Source organism: Paralcaligenes sp. KSB-10, from assembly GCF_021266465.1.
In the GTDB taxonomy this organism is placed as follows: domain Bacteria; phylum Pseudomonadota; class Gammaproteobacteria; order Burkholderiales; family Burkholderiaceae_B.
The window spans coordinates 1,995,678-2,015,631 of record NZ_CP089848.1 but is presented as its reverse complement, the minus strand read 5'-3'; the positions used below and the strand labels follow the sequence as shown (position 1 = coordinate 2,015,631).

Here is a 19,954-nt window from a genome sequence, read left to right as displayed (position 1 = left end):
CCTGTTTCATGGCCAATTTCTTTATTGACCGCCCCATTTTTGCGTGGGTGATCGCCATAGTCCTGATGCTTGCCGGCGGCTTGTCGATAACGACCCTGCCGGTTTCGCAATACCCGACGATCGCTTCGCCCGCGGTGCAGATACGCGCCAACTATTCCGGCGCCTCGGCCCAGACCGTCGAAGACACGGTCACGCAAGTGATCGAGCAGCAGATGAACGGTCTGGATCATTTGCAATACATGTCGTCCACCAGCGACGATTCCGGCGCCGCCGTGATTACCCTTACCTTTACGGCGGGCACCAACCCCGACGTGGCTCAGGTGCAGGTGCAGAACCAGTTGCAACTGGCCACGCCTCTTTTGCCCCAGGCCGTTCAGCAGGCCGGCGTCAAAGTCTCGAAATCAAGCAGCAGTTTCCTGATGGTATTGGCATTCGTTTCCGCCGACGGCAGCATGACGAAATACGACTTGGCGAACTATCTGGCCTCGCGCGTGCAGGATCCTGTCAGCCGTGTCAGCGGTGTCGGCACGGTCAGCGTGTTCGGCACTCAATATGCCATGCGCATCTGGCTGGATCCGGACAAACTGGCTCGCGTGAACCTGACGCCGGTGGACGTGGTCACCGCGCTGCAAGGCCAGAACGTCCAGGTTCCGGCGGGCCAGTTGGGCGGGGCGCCATCGGTGAAGGGCCAGATGCTGACGGCGACCATCAGCGAGGCGACATTGCTGCGCACGACCGAAGAGTTCGGCAATGTACTGTTGAAGGTCAATCCGGACGGGTCGCAAGTGCGCATCAAGGATGTGGCGCGGCTTGAACTGGGCGGCGAAAACTACAACTTCGACACCAAGTACAGCGGCGTGCCGGCCGCCGGCCTGGGCATACAACTGGCCACCGGCGCCAACGCCCTGCAAACCGCCGATCTGGTGCGCGCCCGCGTCGGGGAGCTCTCCAAGTATTTTCCGCCAGGCCTGGAGGTCAAGTATCCGTACGACACGACTCCGTTCGTGAGGATTTCCATTCAGGAAGTGGTCAAGACCTTGTTCGAAGGCATAGTACTGGTTTTCCTGGTGATGTACCTGTTCCTGCAGAATTTCAGGGCAACGCTGATTCCGACGATCGCGGTGCCGGTGGTGCTGCTTGGCACGTTCGGCATCATGGCGATGGTGGGTTTTTCAATCAATACCTTGTCCATGTTCGGGATGGTGCTTGCCATCGGCCTGCTGGTCGATGATGCCATCGTCGTGGTGGAAAACGTCGAGCGGGTGATGGCCGAAGAAGGGCTTTCGCCGCGCGACGCCACGCGCAAGGCAATGGGGCAAATCACCGGAGCGCTGGTGGGGGTGGCGCTCGTCCTGTCGGCGGTGTTCGTGCCCATGGCGTTCTCGGGAGGCTCGGTCGGCGCCATCTACAGGCAGTTCTCATTGACCATCGTGGCGGCCATGGTTTTGTCGGTGCTGGTGGCGTTGATCCTGACGCCGGCGCTTTGCGCGACCTTGCTCAAGCCGATTCCCAAGGGCCATCACATGGAGAAGACCGGGTTCTTCGGATGGTTCAACCGCACGTTCGACAACAGCCGGCAGAAATATCATTCCGGCGTTGAGCGCGTGATCAAGCGTCCGCGCCGCTGGCTGCTCTTGTATGGCCTGATGTTCGTGGTCATAGGCTTTCTGTTCATGCGTCTGCCCACCTCGTTCCTGCCCGATGAGGACCAGGGCGATTTGCTGATCCAGGTGCAGACCCCGCCGGGCGCGACCCTGGAACGCACGCAAACGGCGCTCGACGATGTCAGCCATTATCTTCTTGATACCGAGAAGGCCGTGGTCGAATCCACCTTCGAAATCGCCGGCTTCAATTTCGCCGGGCGTGGCCAGAATTCAGGCCTGGTGTTCGTGCGTCTAAAGGATTGGGAAGAGCGCGCGGCGGCAAAGGACAAGGTGCAGGCCCTCGTCGGACGGCTCTTCGAGCATTTTTCAAGCTATAAAAATGCGGTGATCATTCCTATCAATCCGCCTCCCATACCGGAACTCGGAACGGCTTCGGGCTTCGATTTCGAGCTGGAAGACCGGGGAGGCCTGGGCCATGACGCCCTGATGGCCGCGCGCAATAAATTGCTGGCCGAAGCCGCCAAAAATCCCCTGTTGACACGGGTGCGTCCCAACGGCCTGGACGATCAGCCGCAGTTCAGCGTCAATATCGATCGGGAAAAGGCCAGCGCGCTGGGTGTGGCGCTGCCCTCCATAGACCAGACCTTTTCCATCGCCTGGGCGTCTTCCTATGTCAATAATTTTCTCGATACCGATAATCGGATCAAACGGGTGTACGTGCAAGGGGATGCACCGTTCCGCATGAATCCAGGCGACCTGAACCGCTGGTACGTGCGCAATATGCAGGGAACGATGGTGCCGTTTTCGTCCTTCGCCACCGGCAAGTGGACCTATGGATCGCCCAAACTCGAGCGTTACAACGGTGTGTCGTCGATGGAAATCCAGGGCAGTCCGGCGGCGGGAAGAAGCACGGGCGAAGCCATGGACGAAATCCAGAAAATTGCCGACGCCCTGCCTGCCGGAATAGGCTATGAATGGACCGGCATCTCGTTCCAGGAAAGGCTGTCCGGTTCCCAGGCGCCTCTTCTTTACGCCATTTCGATTCTCGTCGTGTTCCTGGCCTTGGCCGCGCTGTACGAAAGTTGGTCGATTCCGTTCTCGGTCATCATGGTGGTGCCCCTGGGCATTATCGGCGCTCTGCTGGCGGCAACGGGCCGTGGGCTGTCGAATGACGTGTATTTCCAGGTCGGTTTGCTGACCACGGTAGGGCTGTCGGCGAAAAATGCCATCCTGATCGTGGAGTTTGCGAAAGTGCTGCAGAGCCAGGGCATGACAGCCGCCGCGGCGGCGATGGAGGCGGCGCGCCTGCGGCTGCGTCCGATCCTGATGACATCGATGGCCTTCATCCTTGGCGTGCTGCCGCTGGCCATCAGCAACGGCGCGGGTTCGGGGGGCCAGCATGCGATTGGCACCGCCGTGATCGGCGGCATGATGACAGCGACCTTCCTGGCGATTTTCATGATACCGATGTTTTTTGTCGTGATTCGCGAACGATTTTCCAAGAACACGCTGACGCGTTCGGCCGATGCGCCTCCTGCCGATCGCGCGATTCCGGTCGGCAGCGATTCGGATAATCAAGGACATTGACCATGCGCGCGTTTTCACTGCCCATCATTGTCTCGGCCGCCGCCTTGCTTGCCGGCTGTTCATTCGAACCGAAATACGAGCGGCCGGCATTGCCGGTTGCCGCACATTTTCCCACAGGCCCGGCCTATCGCGCCGAACCGGCTTCCGGCGCGCAGGCTCTGCCGGCCGCCGACATAGGCTGGCGCGATTTTTTCGGCGAACCGCGGCTGCGCAAACTGATTGAACTGGCGCTTGCCAACAACCGCGATCTGCGGGTTTCCGCCCTGCGCGTCCAGGAGGCGGCCGCCCAATACCGGATCGTGCGCGCCGGTTTGTTTCCGAACGTCAACGCTACGGCCGGCCAGAGCAAATCACGCGTGCCTGAGGATTTGTCGTCGTCCGGGCAAACGATCACCAATGTGTACTCGGTGGGCCTGGGCGCGGCGTCGTGGGAGCTTGATTTCTGGGGCCGCGTCCGCAGTCTGAAAGCCCAGGCTCTGGCGCAATACCTGGCAACGGCGCAGGCACGCAAGGCCGCGGCAATTTCGTTGGTTTCGCAAGTGGCGGATCAATACCTGGCGGTGCTCGCCTATGATGAGCAGCTCAAGATTACTCGCGAAACTCTGCGCACCGCGGACGCATCCTACAAATTGGCGAAGCTGAAATTCGACGTGGGCGCGGGCTCCGAGCTGGACCTGCGCGAGGCGGAGGGCGTCGCCGAGCAGGCCCGGGCCAATCTCGCGGTTCAGATGCGCTTGCGCGCGCAGGCCGAGAATGCATTGATACTGGTGGTTGGAGAACCTTTGCCGGCAGACCTTCCGCCTTCTCTTGGGCTTGATGACCAACGTATTCTGGCCGATGTGCCGGCAGGGCTGCCGTCGGATCTCTTGACGCGGCGCCCGGATATTATCCAGGCCGAACAGACGCTGCGCGCCGCCAATGCGAATATCGGAGCGGCACGTGCTGCATTTTTCCCCCGAATTGCATTGACCGGCCAGTTTGGCACCGAGAGTGCGTCTTTGGGAGGGCTGTTCAAGGCGGGGTCGGCCGCCTGGTCTTTCGCGCCGCAGATTACGCTGCCGATTTTCGATGCGGGGACCAATCTGGCCAGGCTGGATGTTGCTCACCTGGAGAAGAACGTGGCGATCGCGCAGTATGAAAAAGCGATCCAGACGGCGTTTCGCGAAGTCTCCGATGGCTTGGCCGCCCGCGGCACCTACGATAATCAGATCGCTTCTTTGCAGCGTTTTGTCGCTACGCAACAGCGCAGGCTCGATTTGTCGAACCTGTTGTACAAGAATGGTGCGAGCAGCTACCTGACTGTGTTGACGGCACAGACCGATTTATATACGGCGCAGCAAACGTTGATTACCGCCCGGATGCAGCGTCTGGCCAATTTGGTCGACCTTTATCAGTATCTGGGAGGCGGTTGGATCGAGCACACCGGCGATACGCCGTTGCCTGCCGACGCAGGTAGCTAGAGTGTTTTTGGTTCGAGTTGTTTGCAGCATTTTGTTTGTGGCATTCGGTGGTAGCTTTGGTATTTAAAGACGCCGTCTATCGGGGCTTGGGGTCAGGTCCGGCACGGCGTGCTTGATCCGGATCTACCTCGTCCAGGCGGGCGTCGGGCCAAACTCGCTACGCCGCTGGCGCGGCTACGCTCAAACATGGCCCGCCGAAAGCCCCCGCCTTCCCTACGGTAGCATCCGGCGCACGCCTTACGCCGGTCCTGACCCCAAGCCCCGATAGACGGCTCGCGTAATGGCATGCCTGGAATGAACTTGCCGGCCCAAGGTATACCTCGATGCATGACCCCAATGCTTCTTCTCGATGCATTGCCTCAACGCAAGCCGCAGGGTGGGCGGTGCTGTGTAGTCCGGCGGTAGTCCAGCGCCGGGTGCTGACGAAGGGAAGGCGGGGGCTTTCGGCGGGCCCTGTCTGAGTGGCGCCCCGCATCGCGGGGCGACGCGAGTTGGCCCGACGCCCGCCTGGACGAGGCAGACCCGGGTAGTCGGCTAGCGTAGCTAGCCGACCGCTGGACGTGCCGGACTACACAGCACCGCCCACCCTGCGGCGTCTTTATAGAATTAACCGCCGCCTACACAGCAAACACAGCAACGCACCGTCCAAAGCCACAGATCAAGCCCAAAAACGGCTCAAAACGAAAGCCACTGAAACGCATCCAATGCCGTAAACACACTAGAACCAAAAATGAGCTGGCGTGTTTTCTTTCGCCCTTTAAATTACATACAGATCTACGTACTCGTGCACCGGCATGTTTTCAAGGGTTTTCTGGTCCAGCGAAGCTTCGAGTATCCGTTGTTGCTGCCTGGCGGGAAATTGACGCGCCAGATTGGTGCGGAACTTGGCTTCCAGCAGCGGAATACCATCTTTGCGGCGACGTTTGTGGCCAATCGGATATTCGCACACGATTTCGTCGAGCTTGCTTCCATCATTGAATTCGACGGTCAGTGCGTTGGCGATCGAGCGTTTTTCCGGATCGTGATAATCCTTGGTGAAGGCCGGATCTTCCACGCACACGATTTTGTCGCGCAGCGCGTCGATGCGGGGATCGGCGGCGATGGCGTCTTCGTAGTCGCCCGCGGTCAGGCGGCCGAATATGACTGGAACGGCCACCATGTACTGGATGCAGTGATCCCGGTCGGCCGGATTGCTCAGCGGGCCTTTCTTGTCGATGATGCGGATGCACGCCTCATGGGTGCGTATGGTGATCCGCTTGATATCGGTAGCGGCTTTACCCGCCTTTTCAAGCTTTTGATGGATGTCCATGGCGCATTCCACCGCGGTCTGCGAATGGAATTCAGCCGGGAACGATATTTTGAACAGCACATTTTCCATCACATAGCTGCCATAGGGCCGTTGGAACTTGAAAGCCTGGCCTTTGAACAGCACATCGTAGAAGCCCCAGGTCTTGGCCGACAGGACCGAGGGGTAGCCCATTTCACCGGTCTTGGCGATAAGCGCCAGGCGTACCGCGCGGCTGGTCGCATCGCCGGCGGCCCAGCTCTTGCGGCTGCCGGTATTGGGCGCGTGGCGGTAGGTACGCAGGCTTTGGCCGTCGACCCAGGCCAGCGAGACCGCATTGATGGTTTCGTCGCGATTCAGGCCCAGCATCTGCGAGACCACCGCCGTAGAGGCGACTTTGACGAGCACCACATGATCCAGGCCCACCTTGTTGAAGGAATTTTCCAGCGCAATGCAGCCCTGGATTTCGTGCGCCTTGATCAGGCCGGTGAGAACGTCGCGCATGAGCAGGGGCGCCTTGCCCATGGCCACGGCGTTGCGCGACAGCCAGTCGGCGGTGGCCAGGATGCCGCCCAGATTGTCCGACGGATGGCCCCATTCGGCGGCCAGCCAGGTGTCGTTGAAATCGAGCCAGCGGATCATGGCGCCGATATTGAAGGCCGCTTGCACGGGGTCGAGCTGGAATTGAGTGCCGGGGACTTTGGCGCCGTTGGGCACGACGGTACCGGGCACGATAGGGCCGAGCAGTTTTCTGCACGCCGGGTATTCCAGCGCTTCGAGGCCGCAGCCGAGCGTGTCGATCAGGCAATTGCGAGCTGTGTCGTAAGCCAGCTCGCTTTTGATCTGGTAATTGAGTACGTAGTCGACGATATCGACCAGCACCTGATCCGGTGCGGGGCGTACATTGGAAATATGCGCGGACATAAGGATTTCCTGGATGGCTAAAAATTATTTGCGTTTATCGAGGGGCACGAATTTCTGGTCTTCGGGGCCGACATAGTTGGCGGTAGGCCGGATGATCTTGTTGTCGACGCGTTGCTCGATGATGTGGGCCGACCAGCCCGCGGTACGGGCAATCACGAACAGCGGTGTAAACATCGCGGTGGGCACGCCCATCATGTGGTAGGAAACGGCCGAGAACCAGTCCAGGTTGGGGAACATTTTCTTGGCGTCCCACATGACGGTTTCGAGCCGCTCGGCAATATTGAACATTTTCATATTGCTCTGCTTTTTGGACAGCTTGCGGGCCACATCCTTGATGATTTGATTGCGCGGATCAGAGACCGTGTACACCGGGTGGCCGAAGCCGATGATGACTTCCTTGTTCTCGACGCGGCGCCGTATGTCGGCCTCGGCCTCGTCGGGCGAGTCGTAGCGTTTCTGCACTTCGAAGGCGACTTCGTTGGCGCCCCCGTGTTTCGGGCCGCGCAGCGCGCCGATGCCGCCGGCGATGGCCGAGTACATGTCGGAGCCGGTGCCGGCGATGACGCGGCTGGCAAACGTCGAGGCATTGAACTCATGCTCCGCATAGAGTGTGAGCGAGGTGTGCATGGCACGCACCCAGTCGTCGCTGGGCGCGACCCCGTGCAACAGGTGCAGGAAATGGCCGCCTATGCTGTCGTCGTCGGTATGGACGTCGATGATGCGCCCATTGTGGCTGTAGTGATACCAGTAGAGCAGGGCGGACCCCAGGCTGGCCATGAGGCGGTCGGCGATATCGCGTGCATCGGGCAAGTTGTGATCGTCTTTCTCGGGCAGCACGCAGCCCAGCACCGAAACCGCTGTGCGCATGACATCCATGGGGTGGCTGGCCGCGGGCAGCGCTTCGAGGGCGGTTTGCAATTGCGCCGGCAGGCCGCGCAGGCTGCGCAATTTTTGCTTGTAGGCCGCCAGCTCGGGCTTGGTTGGCAGCTTGCCATGGACCAGCAGATGGGCGATTTCCTCGAATTCGCAGGCTTCGGCGATATCCAGGATGTCGTAGCCGCGGTAGTGCAAATCGTTGCCGCTGCGTCCTACGGTGCACAGGGCGGTATTGCCGGCGACGATGCCGGAGAGTGCAACGGATTTTTTGGGTTTAAAGCCGGGATTGGTTTTTGAAACTGTCGTAGCCATGTCTCAACTCCTGAAAGTTACTTGGATTTGCCTTGCTGGAAGAGTGCGTCAAGCTTGGATTCGAATGCGTGGTAGCCGATACGGTCGTAGAGCTCGTCGCGGGTTTGCATCAGATCGATCACGTTTTTCTGGTGGCCGTCGCGGCGTATGGCCTGGTAGACGGTTTCGGCTACCTTGTTCATGGCGCGGAAGGCCGACAAGGGATACAGCACCATGCCGACACCGGCGCCGGCCAGTTCGGGCACGCTGAACAGGGGCGTTTTGCCGAATTCGGTAATGTTGGCCAATATGGGAACATTGAGCGCTTTTGCAAAACGTTCGTAGGTGGCCAGGTCGTAGGATGCTTCGGCGAAAATGGCGTCCGCGCCGGCGGCAACGCAGGCGTGGGCCCGGTCCAGCGCAGCGTCGACGCCGTCGACGGCAATGGCGTCGGTGCGCGCAATAATGAAGAAATCGGAGTCGGTGCGGGCATCGACCGCCGCCTTGACGCGATCGGCCATTTCCTGCGTCGAGACGATTTCTTTTCCGGGTCGATGGCCGCAGCGCTTGGCGCCGACCTGATCCTCGATATGGCAGGCCGCGGCGCCGAACTTGATCAGGCTTTTGACGGTGCGGGCAATGTTGAAGGCGGAAGGCCCGAACCCGGTATCGATATCGACGACAAGCGGAACGTCGCAGACATCGGTGATGCGGCGCACGTCGGTCAGTACATCGTCGAGCGTGTTGATGCCCAGGTCGGGCAGGCCCAGCGATCCGGCCGCTACGCCTCCGCCCGAAAGGTAAATGGCGCGATATCCCGCGCGCCGTGCCAGCAGCGCATGGTTGGCATTGATGGTGCCCATGATTTGCAGCGGTTGTTCTTCTTTAAGTGCCTGGCGAAACAGGGCGCCGGGCGAGGCGGGTCGGGTCATGCGAGTCTCCGGAGAAGGCCGGGCAGATGTGCGCAGCGGTCGGTTGATATGAAACAGTGGCGGCCATGAAAAACAAAGGCCCGCATCAAGGGGCCTTTGCAGAACGGCTTACTTGAGCAATTCTTGTACGCCGTCGCGTTCTTCGAGCAGCTCTTTGAGAGTGAAGTCCATGCGTTCGCGCGAGAAAGCATCGATTTCCAGGCCCTCGATGCGCGTGTATTCGCCGTTTGCCGTGGTAACCGGCACGCCGTAGATGATGTCTTTGGGAATGCCGTAGGAACCGTCGGAAGGGATCCCCATGGTGACCCATTTGCCCTGTGTGCCCAGGACCCAATCATGTACGTGGTCGATCGCGGCATTGGCTGCCGAAGCCGCCGAGGACAGGCCGCGCGCCTCGATGATGGCGGCGCCGCGCTTGCCTACTGTAGGAATAAAGACTTCGCGGTTCCATTTGTCATCGTTGATAAGCTTGGTCAGGCTTTGGCCGCCTATCGTGGCATAGCGGAAATCGGGATACATCGTGGGCGAATGATTGCCCCAGACGATGAGTTTTTCGATATCGGCAACCGGTTTGCCCGATTTGGCCGCCAATTGCGACAGGGCGCGGTTGTGATCCAGCCGCAGCATGGCCGTGAAGTTCTTGGCCGGCAGGTCGGGTGCCGACTTCATGGCGATATAAGCGTTGGTGTTGGCCGGATTGCCCACGACCAGCACTTTGACGTTGCGGCTGGCGACATCATTGAGCGCTTTGCCCTGAACCGTGAAAATCTGGGCATTGACGTGAAGCAGGTCTTTGCGTTCCATGCCCGGGCCGCGCGGACGTGCGCCAACCAGCAGGGCGACATCGACGTCTTTGAATGCCTCGCGGGCATCGCTATGCGCGCTCATGCCGGCGAGCAGCGGAAAGGCGCAGTCGTCCAATTCCATCATGACGCCTTTGAGCGCCTTTTGTGCTTTTTCGTCGGGGATTTCGAGAAGCTGAAGGATTACCGGCTGATCTTTACCGAGCATTTCGCCCGAAGCGATGCGAAACAGCAGGGCGTAGCCGATTTGGCCGGCAGCGCCGGTGACGGCGACACGCATGGCGGGTTTGGACATGAACAATCTCCGAAAGGTGATGAGTTGAGCGAGTGAGAACACTCGACAGTTTAATTCCTTTACATGCCTTTTTGGGGCGCACGCCTTGCCTGGCTTGCCTTCGCTTTCCGCCCGGCGAGCAGGCAAGCACGGGGTCAAGCCGCTGCACGACTCTGAAGGTAAGGCCTGGCTGTGAAACAAGCCGCGCACGTACGGCATGGCGATGTTTCAGGCGGGACTCGACGGCCGCCAGCCTGATACATACCGAGTAAAAGAGTAGTCGAAATTGACGTTAACGTCAATGATCTTATATCTTATATAAGACAGAAGAGTGTTAGACAGGAAGGCGCAGGCGTGCGAGAATAATAATAGAAGTTTCAAACAATCACACTTGGCTTGCTTCAAGCCTGAACCATGCCCGATATTCCCCCAATCGACCGTGCATCAGACACAGACCGTACTGTTGGCAGTGCGGCCTTCAGTCCTTTGTACCAGCAGATCCGGGGTCTGCTGGTACAAAGCCTGGATCGGGGCGAATGGAAACCGGGCGAGGCCATACCCAGCGAGTTCGAATTGGCTGCGCGCTTTCAGGTCAGCCAGGGAACGGTACGCAAGGCGATCGACGAGCTGGCGGCCGAAAACCTATTGCTGCGGCGGCAAGGCAAAGGTACTTTTGTCGCGACTCACAACGAGGCCAAGGTGCGCTATCGCTTTTTGCGCCTCACCCCCGACGACAGCAAGCCTCCGGTATCGGGCAGTCAGATCCTGGAGTGCCGGCGGGTCAAGGCTCCGGTCGATATTGCCCATTTGCTTGATCTGCGCGCCGCCGATATGGTTGTGAACTTGCGTAGAGTATTGTCATTTGACCAGGTTCCCACGATACTCGACGACATATGGCTGCCGGGTTCGGTGTTTCGCGGCCTGACCGCCGAATCGCTGGCCCGTTATCGCGGCCCGCTTTACGCATTGTTCGAATCTGAGTTCGGCGTCAGCATGGTGCGCGCCGACGAAAAAATAAAAGCTGTTTCGGCCGATCAAGAACAGGCGGGCTTGCTGCAAATCAAGCCCGCCAGCCCTTTGTTGCAGGTGGAGAGAGTTTCTTACACTTATGGGGATCGGCCCATGGAAATTCGTAGGGGATTATATGTAACAGATCGGTTCCATTACAGAAACAGTTTGAATTAATAGGGTTTTTTCGCCGATTTGATACGGATCCCTTAAATAGGCGAAAATGCTGGTTGTGCTTTGCCCAAAATTACTTGTTATAACTCCGAGGCCATCATGTCCGATTCAGCTTCAAAGCCGCGTCCACAGTTTCGCAATCTCAGCATTTCCCAGATCCTGAGCTATCGTCTGCCGCTCGCTGGTAAATCTTCAATCCTGCATCGCGCCAGTGGCGCCTTGTTGTTCCTGTGCTTGCCGCTTGTCATCCTACCTCTGTTTGCCCTGAGCGTGACATCGCCCGAATCGTTTGCGGCCATGCAGGCCTGGACCGCCAATCCGCTGTGCAAGCTGGTCTTGCTGGTGCTGATTTGGGGTTATCTGCATCACTTCTGTGCCGGCATCCGCTACCTGACCATCGATCTGCATATTGGCGTCGATAAAGCCTCGGCGCAGAAAAGCGCGGGGCTTGTGATTGGCGTCAGCCTGGCCCTGACCGTGGTTTTTGGCCTTAAATTGTTTGGAGCGTGGTAATGGCGACTCAAGAACGCATCGGTACTCAACGCCTGGTCGTGGGCGCTCATTACGGCTCCCGGGACTTCCTCATCCAGCGCATGACCGCCATTATCATGGCTGTCTACACGCTGGTCCTGATTGTCGGGATCCTCTTTACATCCAAGCTCGATTTTGAAGGCTGGCGCCACCTGTTTACCTTCCATTGCCTTGGCATCCCGCTTGGGCAACTGCTGGCCACGCTGGCCTTCATGTCGCTGGCCTGGCATGCCTGGATAGGCGTGCGCGATATCTGGATGGACTATGCCAAGCCCACCGGGGTGCGCTTGCTGCTGGAAGTGCTGACCGCGCTCTGGCTGGTCGGTTCGCTTGTCTATTTTGCAAAAATTCTCTGGAGCCTATAAACCGTGGCAGCTGTCAAAAATTCCCTACCTCGCCGCCAGTTCGATGTGGTGGTCGTAGGAGCCGGCGGGGCCGGCATGCGTTGCTCATTGCAACTGGCACAGGCGGGCTTGTCCGTTGCCGTGCTGTCGAAAGTGTTTCCCACCCGTTCGCACACCGTGGCCGCCCAGGGCGGGATCGGTGCTTCGCTGGCCAATATGAGCGAAGACAACTGGTACTGGCACATGTACGACACTATCAAGGGATCCGACTGGCTGGGCGATCAGGACGCCATCGAATTCATGTGCCGCGAAGCGCCCAACGCCGTGTACGAGCTCGAACACTTCGGCATGCCTTTCGACCGCAATCCCAACGGCACGATTTATCAGCGCCCGTTTGGCGGCCACACGGCCAATTTCGGCGAAAAACCGGTGCAGCGCGCCTGTGCCGCGGCCGATCGTACCGGCCACGCGCTCTTGCATACGCTTTATCAGCGCAATGTGGAGGCCCGTACGCAGTTCTTCGTCGAATGGATGGCGCTCGACCTGCTGCGCAATGAAGCCGGCGATGTGCTGGGCGTAACGGCTCTGGAAATGGAAACCGGCGAAATCTACGTACTCGAGGCCAAGACTACGGTGCTGGCCACTGGCGGCGCCGGTCGCATCTGGGCCGCATCGACCAACGCCTTCATCAATACCGGCGATGGCCTGGGTATGGCGGCTCGCGCCGGCCTGCCTTTGCAGGACCTGGAGTTTTGGCAATTCCACCCCACCGGCGTGGCCGGTGCCGGCGTGTTGATTACCGAGGGTGTGCGCGGCGAGGGCGGGATTCTGCTCAATAAAGACGGCGAGCGTTTCATGGAACGTTATGCGCCTACATTAAAAGATCTGGCGCCGCGCGATTTCGTGTCGCGCTCCATGGATCAGGAAATCAAGGAAGGCCGCGGCTGCGGCCCGGACGGCAACTATGTGGTGCTCAAGCTCGATCACCTGGGTGCCGAAACCATACAGAAGCGCCTGCCGTCGATACGCGAAATCGCCATCAAGTTTGCCAACGTCGATCCCATCAAGGAACCGATTCCGGTCGTGCCGACCATCCATTACCAGATGGGCGGCATTCCGGCCAATTACACCGGCCAGGTGGTGTCCACGTACAACGGCGAAAACAAGGTTGTCAACGGCCTGTATGCCATCGGCGAATGCGCCGCGGTTTCCGTGCATGGCGCGAATCGCCTGGGCACCAATTCCCTGCTCGACCTGGTGGTATTCGGCCGTGCCGCGGGCAACCATATTGTCGACTCGCATCCCGAACGCCAGCACGCGCATCAGCCGATTCCCCAATCGGCCATCGATTATTCGGTGGATCGCGTCAACAAGCTCGAAACTCGCAACTCCGGCGAAAAAGTCGCGGACGTGGCCAACGCCATTCGTTTCTCCATGCAGCATCATTGCGGCGTATTCCGCACTCTCGATCTGCTCAACGAAGGTGTCACCCAGATCGAAGATCTGGCCCAGCAAGTGGCCAATATTTCGTTCAAGGATAAATCCAAGGTTTTCAATACCGCCCGCGTCGAGGCGCTCGAACTGACCAATATGATCGAGGTCGCTCGCGCAACGACCAAATCGGCGGCCAATCGTACCGAGAGCCGCGGCGCTCATGCGCTCAGCAATCACCCCGAGCGCGACGACGTAAATTGGTTGCGCCATACCTTGTGGTATTCGGAAGGCAGCCGTCTCGACTACAAGCCGGTGCAGTTGACGCCGCTTACCGTAGACAGCTTCCCACCGAAATCGCGGACGTTCTGAGCAGGATATCGAAATGAGTGAAAAACGCATCGTTAAGTTTGAAATCTACCGCTATGATCCCGACAAGGACGAGCGCCCCTACATGCAGAAGCTCGAAGTCGAGCTGCAGCCCACCGATAAAATGCTGCTGGATGCCATCCTGCGCATCAAGAACGACGTAGACGACAGCCTGGCGTTGCGCCGTTCCTGCCGTGAAGGCGTCTGCGGTTCCGATGCCATGAATATCAATGGCAAGAATGGCCTGGCGTGCACGACCAATCTGCTCGAACTCAAGCAGCCCATCGTGCTCAAGCCCTTGCCTGGCTTGCCTGTGGTTCGCGACCTTATCGTCGACATGACCCATTTTTTCAACCAGTATCATTCGATCAAGCCGTACCTGATCAATGACCAGCCGCCGCCCGAGAAAGAGCGCCTTCAAACACCCGAAGCGCGCGAAGAGCTCAATGGCCTGTATGAGTGCATTCTGTGCGCGTGCTGTTCGACCGCCTGCCCATCCTTCTGGTGGAATCCCGACAAGTTCGTCGGACCTGCCGGCCTGTTGCAGGCGTATCGGTTCATTGCCGACAGCCGCGACGAAGCGACTGGCGCGCGTCTCGATAACCTCGAGGATCCGTATCGCCTGTTCCGCTGCCATACCATCATGAATTGCGCCGACGTCTGTCCCAAGGGCCTTAACCCATCGCACGCGATTGGCAAAATTAAGGAACTATTGGTCCGTCGTGCGATCTAGACAAGAGCTCGCATGAGTACCTTGTCCGAGTTGGAGCGTGCCCGTCTGCGTTGGCGGGCACGTCGAGGTTTATTGGAAAATGACCTGATCATTACCCGATTCCTGGATCGGTATGAATCTCAGTTGATTGACACCGATGTTTCCGCCCTGACTCAGCTGTTTGAAATGGGTGATAACGAATTGCTCGATGTCTTGCTGGCTCGCACGGAGCTTCAGGGAGACTACGATACCCCGGCGATTCGTCGATTGGTGACGCAAATGCAAGAGCTGTAATTTTTTTAGGAATAATGCAATGCAACTGTCAGACAAAAAAGCCACGCTATCGTTTTCCGACGGCAGCGCGCCGATCGATTTTCCTGTTTATCAGGGTACGGTAGGCCCGGATGTGATCGACATTCGCAAGCTGTATGGTCAAACCGGCATGTTTACGTATGATCCCGGCTTCCTCGCGACGGCTTCCTGCGAATCGGCCATCACGTATATCGACGGCGACAAGGGCGAGCTGCTGTATCGCGGCTACCCCATTGACCAGCTCGCCGAAAATTGCGACTTCATGGATATCTGCTATTTGATCCTGAATGGCGATTTGCCCAATGGCACGCAGAAAACCGATTTTGATTCGCTGGTTACGCACCACACCATGGTGCACGAGCAACTGCATTTCTTTTTGCGCGGCTTCCGGCGCGATGCCCACCCCATGGCGGTCCTGGTCGGCCTGGTAGGCGCCTTGTCTGCCTTCTATCACGACTCCACCGATATCACCAATCCGCATCACCGCGAGGTTTCGGCCATACGCCTCATTGCCAAGATGCCCACCCTGGTGGCCATGGCTTATAAGTATTCGCAGGGCCAGCCTTATATTTATCCGCAAAACGATTTGTCGTATACCGGCAATTTCCTGCGCATGATGTTCGGCACGCCTTGCGAAGAATACAAGGTCAATGATGTGGTCGAGCGCGCTCTGGATCGCATTTTCATTTTGCATGCCGATCACGAACAGAATGCCTCGACTTCCACGGTCCGGCTTTGCGGCTCGTCGGGCACCAACCCGTTTGCGGCGATTGCGGCCGGCGTGGGCTGCCTGTGGGGGCCGGCCCATGGCGGTGCCAATGAAGCGTGCCTGCAGATGCTCGAGCACTTGCAAGCCAATGGCGGTGTCGAGAAAGTCGGCGAGTTCATGGAGCAGGTCAAGGACAAGAATTCGGGCGTGCGCCTGATGGGTTTTGGCCATCGTGTCTACAAGAACTATGATCCGCGTGCCAAACTGATGCAGCAAACGTGCAAGGAAGTGCTGGCTGCGCTGGGGCTCGAGAAAGATCCTCTGTTCAAGCTGGCGATGGAACTGGAGCGTATTGCGCTTGAAGATCCGTATTTCGTCGACCGCAAGCTGTATCCCAACGTCGATTTCTATTCGGGTATTGTGCAACGTGCCATTGGCATTCCCACTTCGCTGTTTACGGCCATTTTCGCGCTGGCCCGTACGGTGGGCTGGATTGCCCAGTGGAACGAAATGCTGTCCGACCCTGACTACAAAATCGGCCGTCCACGTCAGTTGTACACGGGTTCGGTGTCGCGCAACGTCAAGCGCGGCTGATCGCGCGGCAGTCTGCCGGTTAGGGGCGGCCAGCGGGACCGCAGGGCTGTGATTTGAACCGGTGGTTTGGAAGGGGCACCTCTTGTGGGTGCCCTTATTATTTCGCATCCGGCGCCAGGCATTTGTTTGTGACGGCGTATTCTTTGTGGATACCTTTGCTTTGGACGGGTAGTTCTATAAAGACGCCGCAGGGTGGGCGGTGCTGTGTAGTCCGGCACGTCCAGCGGTCGTGTCGCTACGCGCCCCGACTGCCCGGGTCTGCCTCGTCCAGGCGGGCGTCGGGCGAACTCGCGTCGCCCCGCGATGCGGGGCGCCACTCAGACAGGGCCCGCCGAAAGCCCCCGCCTTCCCTTCGTCAGCACCCGGCGCTGGACTACCGCCGGACTACACAGCACCGCCCACCCTGCGGCTCGCGTTGAGGTAATGCATCGAGGTATACATTGGGGAGGCCGCGTTGAGCCAATCACAGACTACGTTGAGGCGTCGGGCGCATAGTAAATCCAGGGTTTGGCACATCGTGATGTAGTGGCCACTCGATAGAGGCATGAGTGCAGGCACGTTAACGGTTCTAGGGGTGCAGGCCCATTAACGGTAGGTGCAAGCAAGTTCATTCCAGGCATGCCGCAATGTGAGCCGTCTATCGGGGCTTGGGGTCAGGACCGGCGTAAGGCGTGCGCCGGATGCTACCGTAGGGAAGGCGGGGGCTTTCGGCGGGCCATGTTTGAGCGTAGCCGCGCCAGCGGCGTAGCGAGTTTGGCCCGACGCCCGCCTGGACGAGGTAGATCCGGATCAAGCACGCCGTGCCGGTCCTGACCCCAAGCCCCGATAGACGGCGTCTTTAAATACCAAACCGTCGAATGCACAGTAAACACTTCGAACAAAAAATGCGCCAGTGATACGGAAATCCAGACATGGCACGGCGCACAGCACCCTGCCTGGACCTCCCCGCCACGGATCAAGAACGATATCGCTGCAATCTCAGCATTGCACTATCGACTCGCCGCATTTTTCTATAGTTTCACCTGCCCGGCCTCCTGCTGCGCATCGACCACCGCCAGCGCCGTCATGTTGACGATGCGGCGCACCGTGGCGCTGGTGGTCAGCACATGAACCGGGCGTGCCGCGCCCAGCAGCACCGGACCCATGGCGACCCCGTTGCTGCCCGTCATCTTCAACATGTTGTAGGTGATGTTCCCGGTATCCAGATTGGGCATGATAAGCAGGTTGGCCGGCCCTTTCAGGCTTGAGTCCGGGTAGGCCTTGAGGCGGATTTTTTCCGACAAGGCGGAATCGGCATGCATTTCGCCATCGACCTCCAGGTGCGGGGCCCGCTCGCTGATCATTTGCCGCGCCCGCGCCATTTTCCGCGACGACTCGGAAGGCCGGCTGCCGAAGTTCGAATGCGACAGCAGGGCGATCTTGGGTATCACGCCAAAGCGCAGGATTTCCTCGGCCGCCAGAATCGTCATGTCGGCGATCTGTTCCGCCGAAGGGTTCTCGTTGACATGCGTATCGCAGATGAACAGGGTTTGCTCGGGCAGCATCAGCACGTTCATGGCGGCAAAGGTTTGCGCGCCGGGCTTCAGGCCTATGACTTCCTGCACATATTTGAGCTGATTGTCGTAGCGGCTGGCGACCCCGCAGAGCAGTGCATCGCCGTCGCCGCGACGCAGCAGCATGACGCCGATCAGGGAGTTGTGCTTGCGCACCATGGCCTTGGCGATTTCGGGGGTGACCCCTTCGCGGCCCATCAGCTTGTAGTATGCCGTCCAGGTTTCGTTGAAGCGTTTGTCGTCTTCGGGGTTGACGATTTCGATGTTGCCGCCGTCCTTCAGGCGCAAGCCGAATTTTTCGATTCGCATATTGATGACCGAGGGACGCCCGATCAGGGTGGGGTAGGCAATATTTTCGTCCACCACTGTTTGGGCCGCCCGCAGGACGCGTTCATCTTCGCCATCGGCATATATGATGCGCTTGGGCGCCGTCTTGGCTTGCATGAACAGGGGTCGCATCAATTGGCCGGTGTGATACACCAGGCTCATGAGCTTCTGCCGATAGGCCTCCATGTCTTCGATGGGCCGGGCCGCCACACCCGAGGCTGCCGCGGCGGCGGCGACTGCCGGTGCGATTTTTACGATCAGGCGCGGGTCGAAGGGCTTGGGAATGATGTAGTCGGGGCCGAACGACAGCTCCTGGCCTGCGTAGGCGCTGGCCACTTCGTCGTTCTGCTCGGCCTGGGCCAGATCGGCAATGGCTTTGACGCAGGCCAGCTTCATTTCTTCGTTGATGACCGAGGCTCCGACGTCCATCGCTCCGCGGAAAATAAACGGGAAACACAGAACGTTGTTGACCTGGTTGGGATAGTCGGAGCGTCCCGTGGCAATAATGCAGTCGGGACGGGCCTCCTTGGCGATTTCGGGGCGGATTTCGGGCTCGGGGTTGGCCAAGGCCAGGATCAGCGGGCTGGGGGCCATGGTCTTGACCATATCGGCGGTCAGTACGCCGGGCGCTGAACAGCCCAGGAACACATCGGCGTCGCGGCAGACATCGGCCAGTGTGCGCGCATCGGTGTTTTGCACATAGCGCGCCTTGTTGGCTTCCATATTTTGTTCACGGCCGGCCCAGATGACTCCGCGCGAGTCGACCACATAAATGTTCGAACGCTGGATGCCCAGGTGTACAAGCAGGTCCAGGCAGGCAATGGCCGCGGCTCCGGCGCCCGAGCAGACGAGCTTGACGTCCGCCATCTTCTTGTTGACGACTTTCAGGCCATTCAGGATGGCGGCCGAGGAGATAATGGCGGTACCGTGCTGGTCGTCGTGAAAAACCGGGATCTTCATGCGCGCGCGCAGCTTTTTTTCGATGTAGAAGCATTCCGGAGCCTTGATATCCTCGAGGTTTACCCCTCCCAGGGTGGGTTCGAGGGCGGCAATGATATCGACCAGCTTGTCCGGATCGGTTTCGTTCAGCTCGATATCGAACACATCGATGCCGGCGAATTTCTTGAACAGACAGCCTTTGCCTTCCATGACGGGCTTGGCGGCCAGCGGGCCTATATTGCCCAGGCCCAGCACGGCCGTGCCGTTGGTGACCACGCCCACCAGATTGGAGCGCGATGTGTATTTGGACGCGGCTGTCTCGCCGTCGGCGTGTATGGCCATGCATGCCGCGGCGACGCCCGGCGAGTAGGCCAGCGATAAATCGTCCTGGTTCGCCAGGGTTTTGGTGGGGGTGACCGAGATTTTGCCTGGAGTGGGGTAGGCATGATAATCGAGTGCTAGTTTGTTGAGATCGGCGTTGGCGTCCATGATGGAAAAGCTCCAGGATAATGTGCTGAATAATAAATACGGGTTTATAAATTTTTTAAAAATGCAAAGGCGATTTGGAGCGGTATTCTAAAGGAGCATGTTCGAGTCCAGTATGCTCCTGGCCATTGACGGCCGAGACCCGCAGACTTTCCTCTTTTGCCTGAAAGCGGTATTTCAGCAGAGTTTTCGCTTGCGTGGTTTTGCAGCGCAATATTGCAGGCTGCATATCGGGGTGTTTGTTAATGCCAACGTCTTGACATTATTTACGGTGTGGGTTTCCCTTTGGCGTTACTTTATAAATTGTTCAGGGTTATACTACTGCGAATACGGCTTATCAAGGCGTCGTACGTTGCCTTCTGCCCCGCTATCCGCTAACCGGTCTGGCCGTGTCGCGGAAGGTTGTTCCCTGCATCAAACGAGTGAGAC

The 19,954-nt window shown here is 58.9% G+C and carries 14 protein-coding genes; 9 read left to right on the top strand and 5 right to left on the bottom strand.

The features are described 5' to 3' along the window. Positions 1 to 8 precede the first annotated feature (8 nt). Together LSG25_RS09125 and LSG25_RS09120 are read left to right on the top strand one after the other, a co-directional pair. Complete coding sequence (locus LSG25_RS09125; RefSeq protein WP_232744341.1) at positions 9 to 3,191, top strand: efflux RND transporter permease subunit; 3,183 nt, start codon at positions 9 to 11, stop codon at positions 3,189 to 3,191. Between the two features lie 2 nt (positions 3,192 to 3,193). Further along, entirely contained in the window at positions 3,194 to 4,651 is a 1,458-nt protein-coding gene (locus LSG25_RS09120; RefSeq protein ID WP_232744340.1) for an efflux transporter outer membrane subunit, read from the top strand. A gap of 757 nt (positions 4,652 to 5,408) precedes the next feature. On the opposite strand, the gene LSG25_RS09115 is transcribed toward LSG25_RS09120, so the two are convergent. The 4 genes from LSG25_RS09115 to LSG25_RS09100 all read right to left on the bottom strand — a co-directional run bounded on the left by LSG25_RS09115 (position 5,409) and on the right by LSG25_RS09100 (position 10,057). Further along, complete coding sequence (locus LSG25_RS09115; protein ID WP_232744339.1) at positions 5,409 to 6,860, bottom strand: bifunctional 2-methylcitrate dehydratase/aconitate hydratase; 1,452 nt, start codon at positions 6,858 to 6,860, stop codon at positions 5,409 to 5,411. Between the two features lie 24 nt (positions 6,861 to 6,884). After that, positions 6,885 to 8,048, bottom strand: coding sequence for a 2-methylcitrate synthase (gene prpC / locus LSG25_RS09110; RefSeq protein ID WP_232744338.1), 1,164 nt, complete (start codon positions 8,046 to 8,048; stop codon positions 6,885 to 6,887). A gap of 17 nt (positions 8,049 to 8,065) precedes the next feature. Continuing rightward, positions 8,066 to 8,959 (bottom strand): methylisocitrate lyase, encoded by an 894-nt coding sequence (prpB, locus tag LSG25_RS09105; RefSeq protein ID WP_232744337.1) that lies wholly within the window; start codon positions 8,957 to 8,959, stop codon positions 8,066 to 8,068. 108 nt (positions 8,960 to 9,067) lie between these two features. Beyond that, a complete protein-coding gene (locus LSG25_RS09100; RefSeq protein ID WP_232744336.1) occupies positions 9,068 to 10,057 on the bottom strand; it encodes a malate dehydrogenase in 990 nt (329 codons plus the stop codon). Positions 10,058 to 10,450: 393 nt separating this feature from the next. On the opposite strand from LSG25_RS09100, the gene LSG25_RS09095 reads away from it, so the two are divergent. From LSG25_RS09095 to gltA, 7 genes are all read left to right on the top strand, one after another. After that, complete coding sequence (locus tag LSG25_RS09095; protein ID WP_232744335.1) at positions 10,451 to 11,221, top strand: GntR family transcriptional regulator; 771 nt, start codon at positions 10,451 to 10,453, stop codon at positions 11,219 to 11,221. Between the two features lie 96 nt (positions 11,222 to 11,317). Continuing rightward, positions 11,318 to 11,731: a succinate dehydrogenase, cytochrome b556 subunit gene (gene sdhC, locus LSG25_RS09090; protein WP_232744334.1), complete on the top strand. Its 414-nt coding sequence runs from the start codon at positions 11,318 to 11,320 to the stop codon at positions 11,729 to 11,731. Then, positions 11,731 to 12,114, top strand: a complete 384-nt coding sequence (gene sdhD / locus LSG25_RS09085) for a succinate dehydrogenase, hydrophobic membrane anchor protein (protein WP_232744333.1) — start codon at positions 11,731 to 11,733, stop codon at positions 12,112 to 12,114. Before sdhC ends, sdhD begins: the two co-directional genes overlap by 1 nt. Before the next feature lie 3 nt (positions 12,115 to 12,117). Beyond that, on the top strand, positions 12,118 to 13,896 hold the full coding sequence (gene sdhA, locus LSG25_RS09080) for a succinate dehydrogenase flavoprotein subunit (RefSeq protein WP_232744332.1): 1,779 nt from the start codon (positions 12,118 to 12,120) through the stop codon (positions 13,894 to 13,896). Positions 13,897 to 13,909: 13 nt separating this feature from the next. Further along, positions 13,910 to 14,626 carry a succinate dehydrogenase iron-sulfur subunit gene (locus LSG25_RS09075; RefSeq protein ID WP_232744331.1) on the top strand — a complete coding sequence of 239 codons (717 nt, stop codon included), beginning with the start codon at positions 13,910 to 13,912 and terminating at the stop codon, positions 14,624 to 14,626. Positions 14,627 to 14,638: 12 nt separating this feature from the next. Further along, entirely contained in the window at positions 14,639 to 14,899 is a 261-nt protein-coding gene (locus LSG25_RS09070; RefSeq protein ID WP_232744330.1) for a succinate dehydrogenase assembly factor 2, read from the top strand. 19 nt (positions 14,900 to 14,918) lie between these two features. Then, complete coding sequence (gene gltA, locus LSG25_RS09065; RefSeq protein ID WP_232744329.1) at positions 14,919 to 16,220, top strand: citrate synthase; 1,302 nt, start codon at positions 14,919 to 14,921, stop codon at positions 16,218 to 16,220. Positions 16,221 to 17,230: 1,010 nt separating this feature from the next. Here the strand turns inward: gltA and LSG25_RS09060 are convergent. Beyond that, on the bottom strand, positions 17,231 to 19,528 hold the full coding sequence (locus LSG25_RS09060) for an NADP-dependent malic enzyme (RefSeq protein WP_232744328.1): 2,298 nt from the start codon (positions 19,526 to 19,528) through the stop codon (positions 17,231 to 17,233). Positions 19,529 to 19,954: the final 426 nt, after the last annotated feature.

Bases quoted from the DNA above. Each gene is read 5' to 3' on its own strand.
- LSG25_RS09100 (WP_232744336.1), bottom strand. From the start codon at position 10,057: ATGTCCAAACCCGCCATGCGTGTCGCCGTCACCGGCGCTGCCGGCCAA.
- gltA (WP_232744329.1), top strand. From the start codon at position 14,919: ATGCAACTGTCAGACAAAAAAGCCACGCTATCGTTTTCCGACGGCAGC.
- LSG25_RS09070 (WP_232744330.1), top strand. From the start codon at position 14,639: ATGAGTACCTTGTCCGAGTTGGAGCGTGCCCGTCTGCGTTGGCGGGCA.
- LSG25_RS09125 (WP_232744341.1), top strand. From the start codon at position 9: ATGGCCAATTTCTTTATTGACCGCCCCATTTTTGCGTGGGTGATCGCC.
- LSG25_RS09120 (WP_232744340.1), top strand. From the start codon at position 3,194: ATGCGCGCGTTTTCACTGCCCATCATTGTCTCGGCCGCCGCCTTGCTT.
- LSG25_RS09115 (WP_232744339.1), bottom strand. From the start codon at position 6,860: ATGTCCGCGCATATTTCCAATGTACGCCCCGCACCGGATCAGGTGCTG.
- LSG25_RS09095 (WP_232744335.1), top strand. From the start codon at position 10,451: ATGCCCGATATTCCCCCAATCGACCGTGCATCAGACACAGACCGTACT.
- LSG25_RS09075 (WP_232744331.1), top strand. From the start codon at position 13,910: ATGAGTGAAAAACGCATCGTTAAGTTTGAAATCTACCGCTATGATCCC.
- sdhD (WP_232744333.1), top strand. From the start codon at position 11,731: ATGGCGACTCAAGAACGCATCGGTACTCAACGCCTGGTCGTGGGCGCT.
- sdhC (WP_232744334.1), top strand. From the start codon at position 11,318: ATGTCCGATTCAGCTTCAAAGCCGCGTCCACAGTTTCGCAATCTCAGC.
- LSG25_RS09060 (WP_232744328.1), bottom strand. From the start codon at position 19,528: ATGGACGCCAACGCCGATCTCAACAAACTAGCACTCGATTATCATGCC.
- prpB (WP_232744337.1), bottom strand. From the start codon at position 8,959: ATGACCCGACCCGCCTCGCCCGGCGCCCTGTTTCGCCAGGCACTTAAA.
- prpC (WP_232744338.1), bottom strand. From the start codon at position 8,048: ATGGCTACGACAGTTTCAAAAACCAATCCCGGCTTTAAACCCAAAAAA.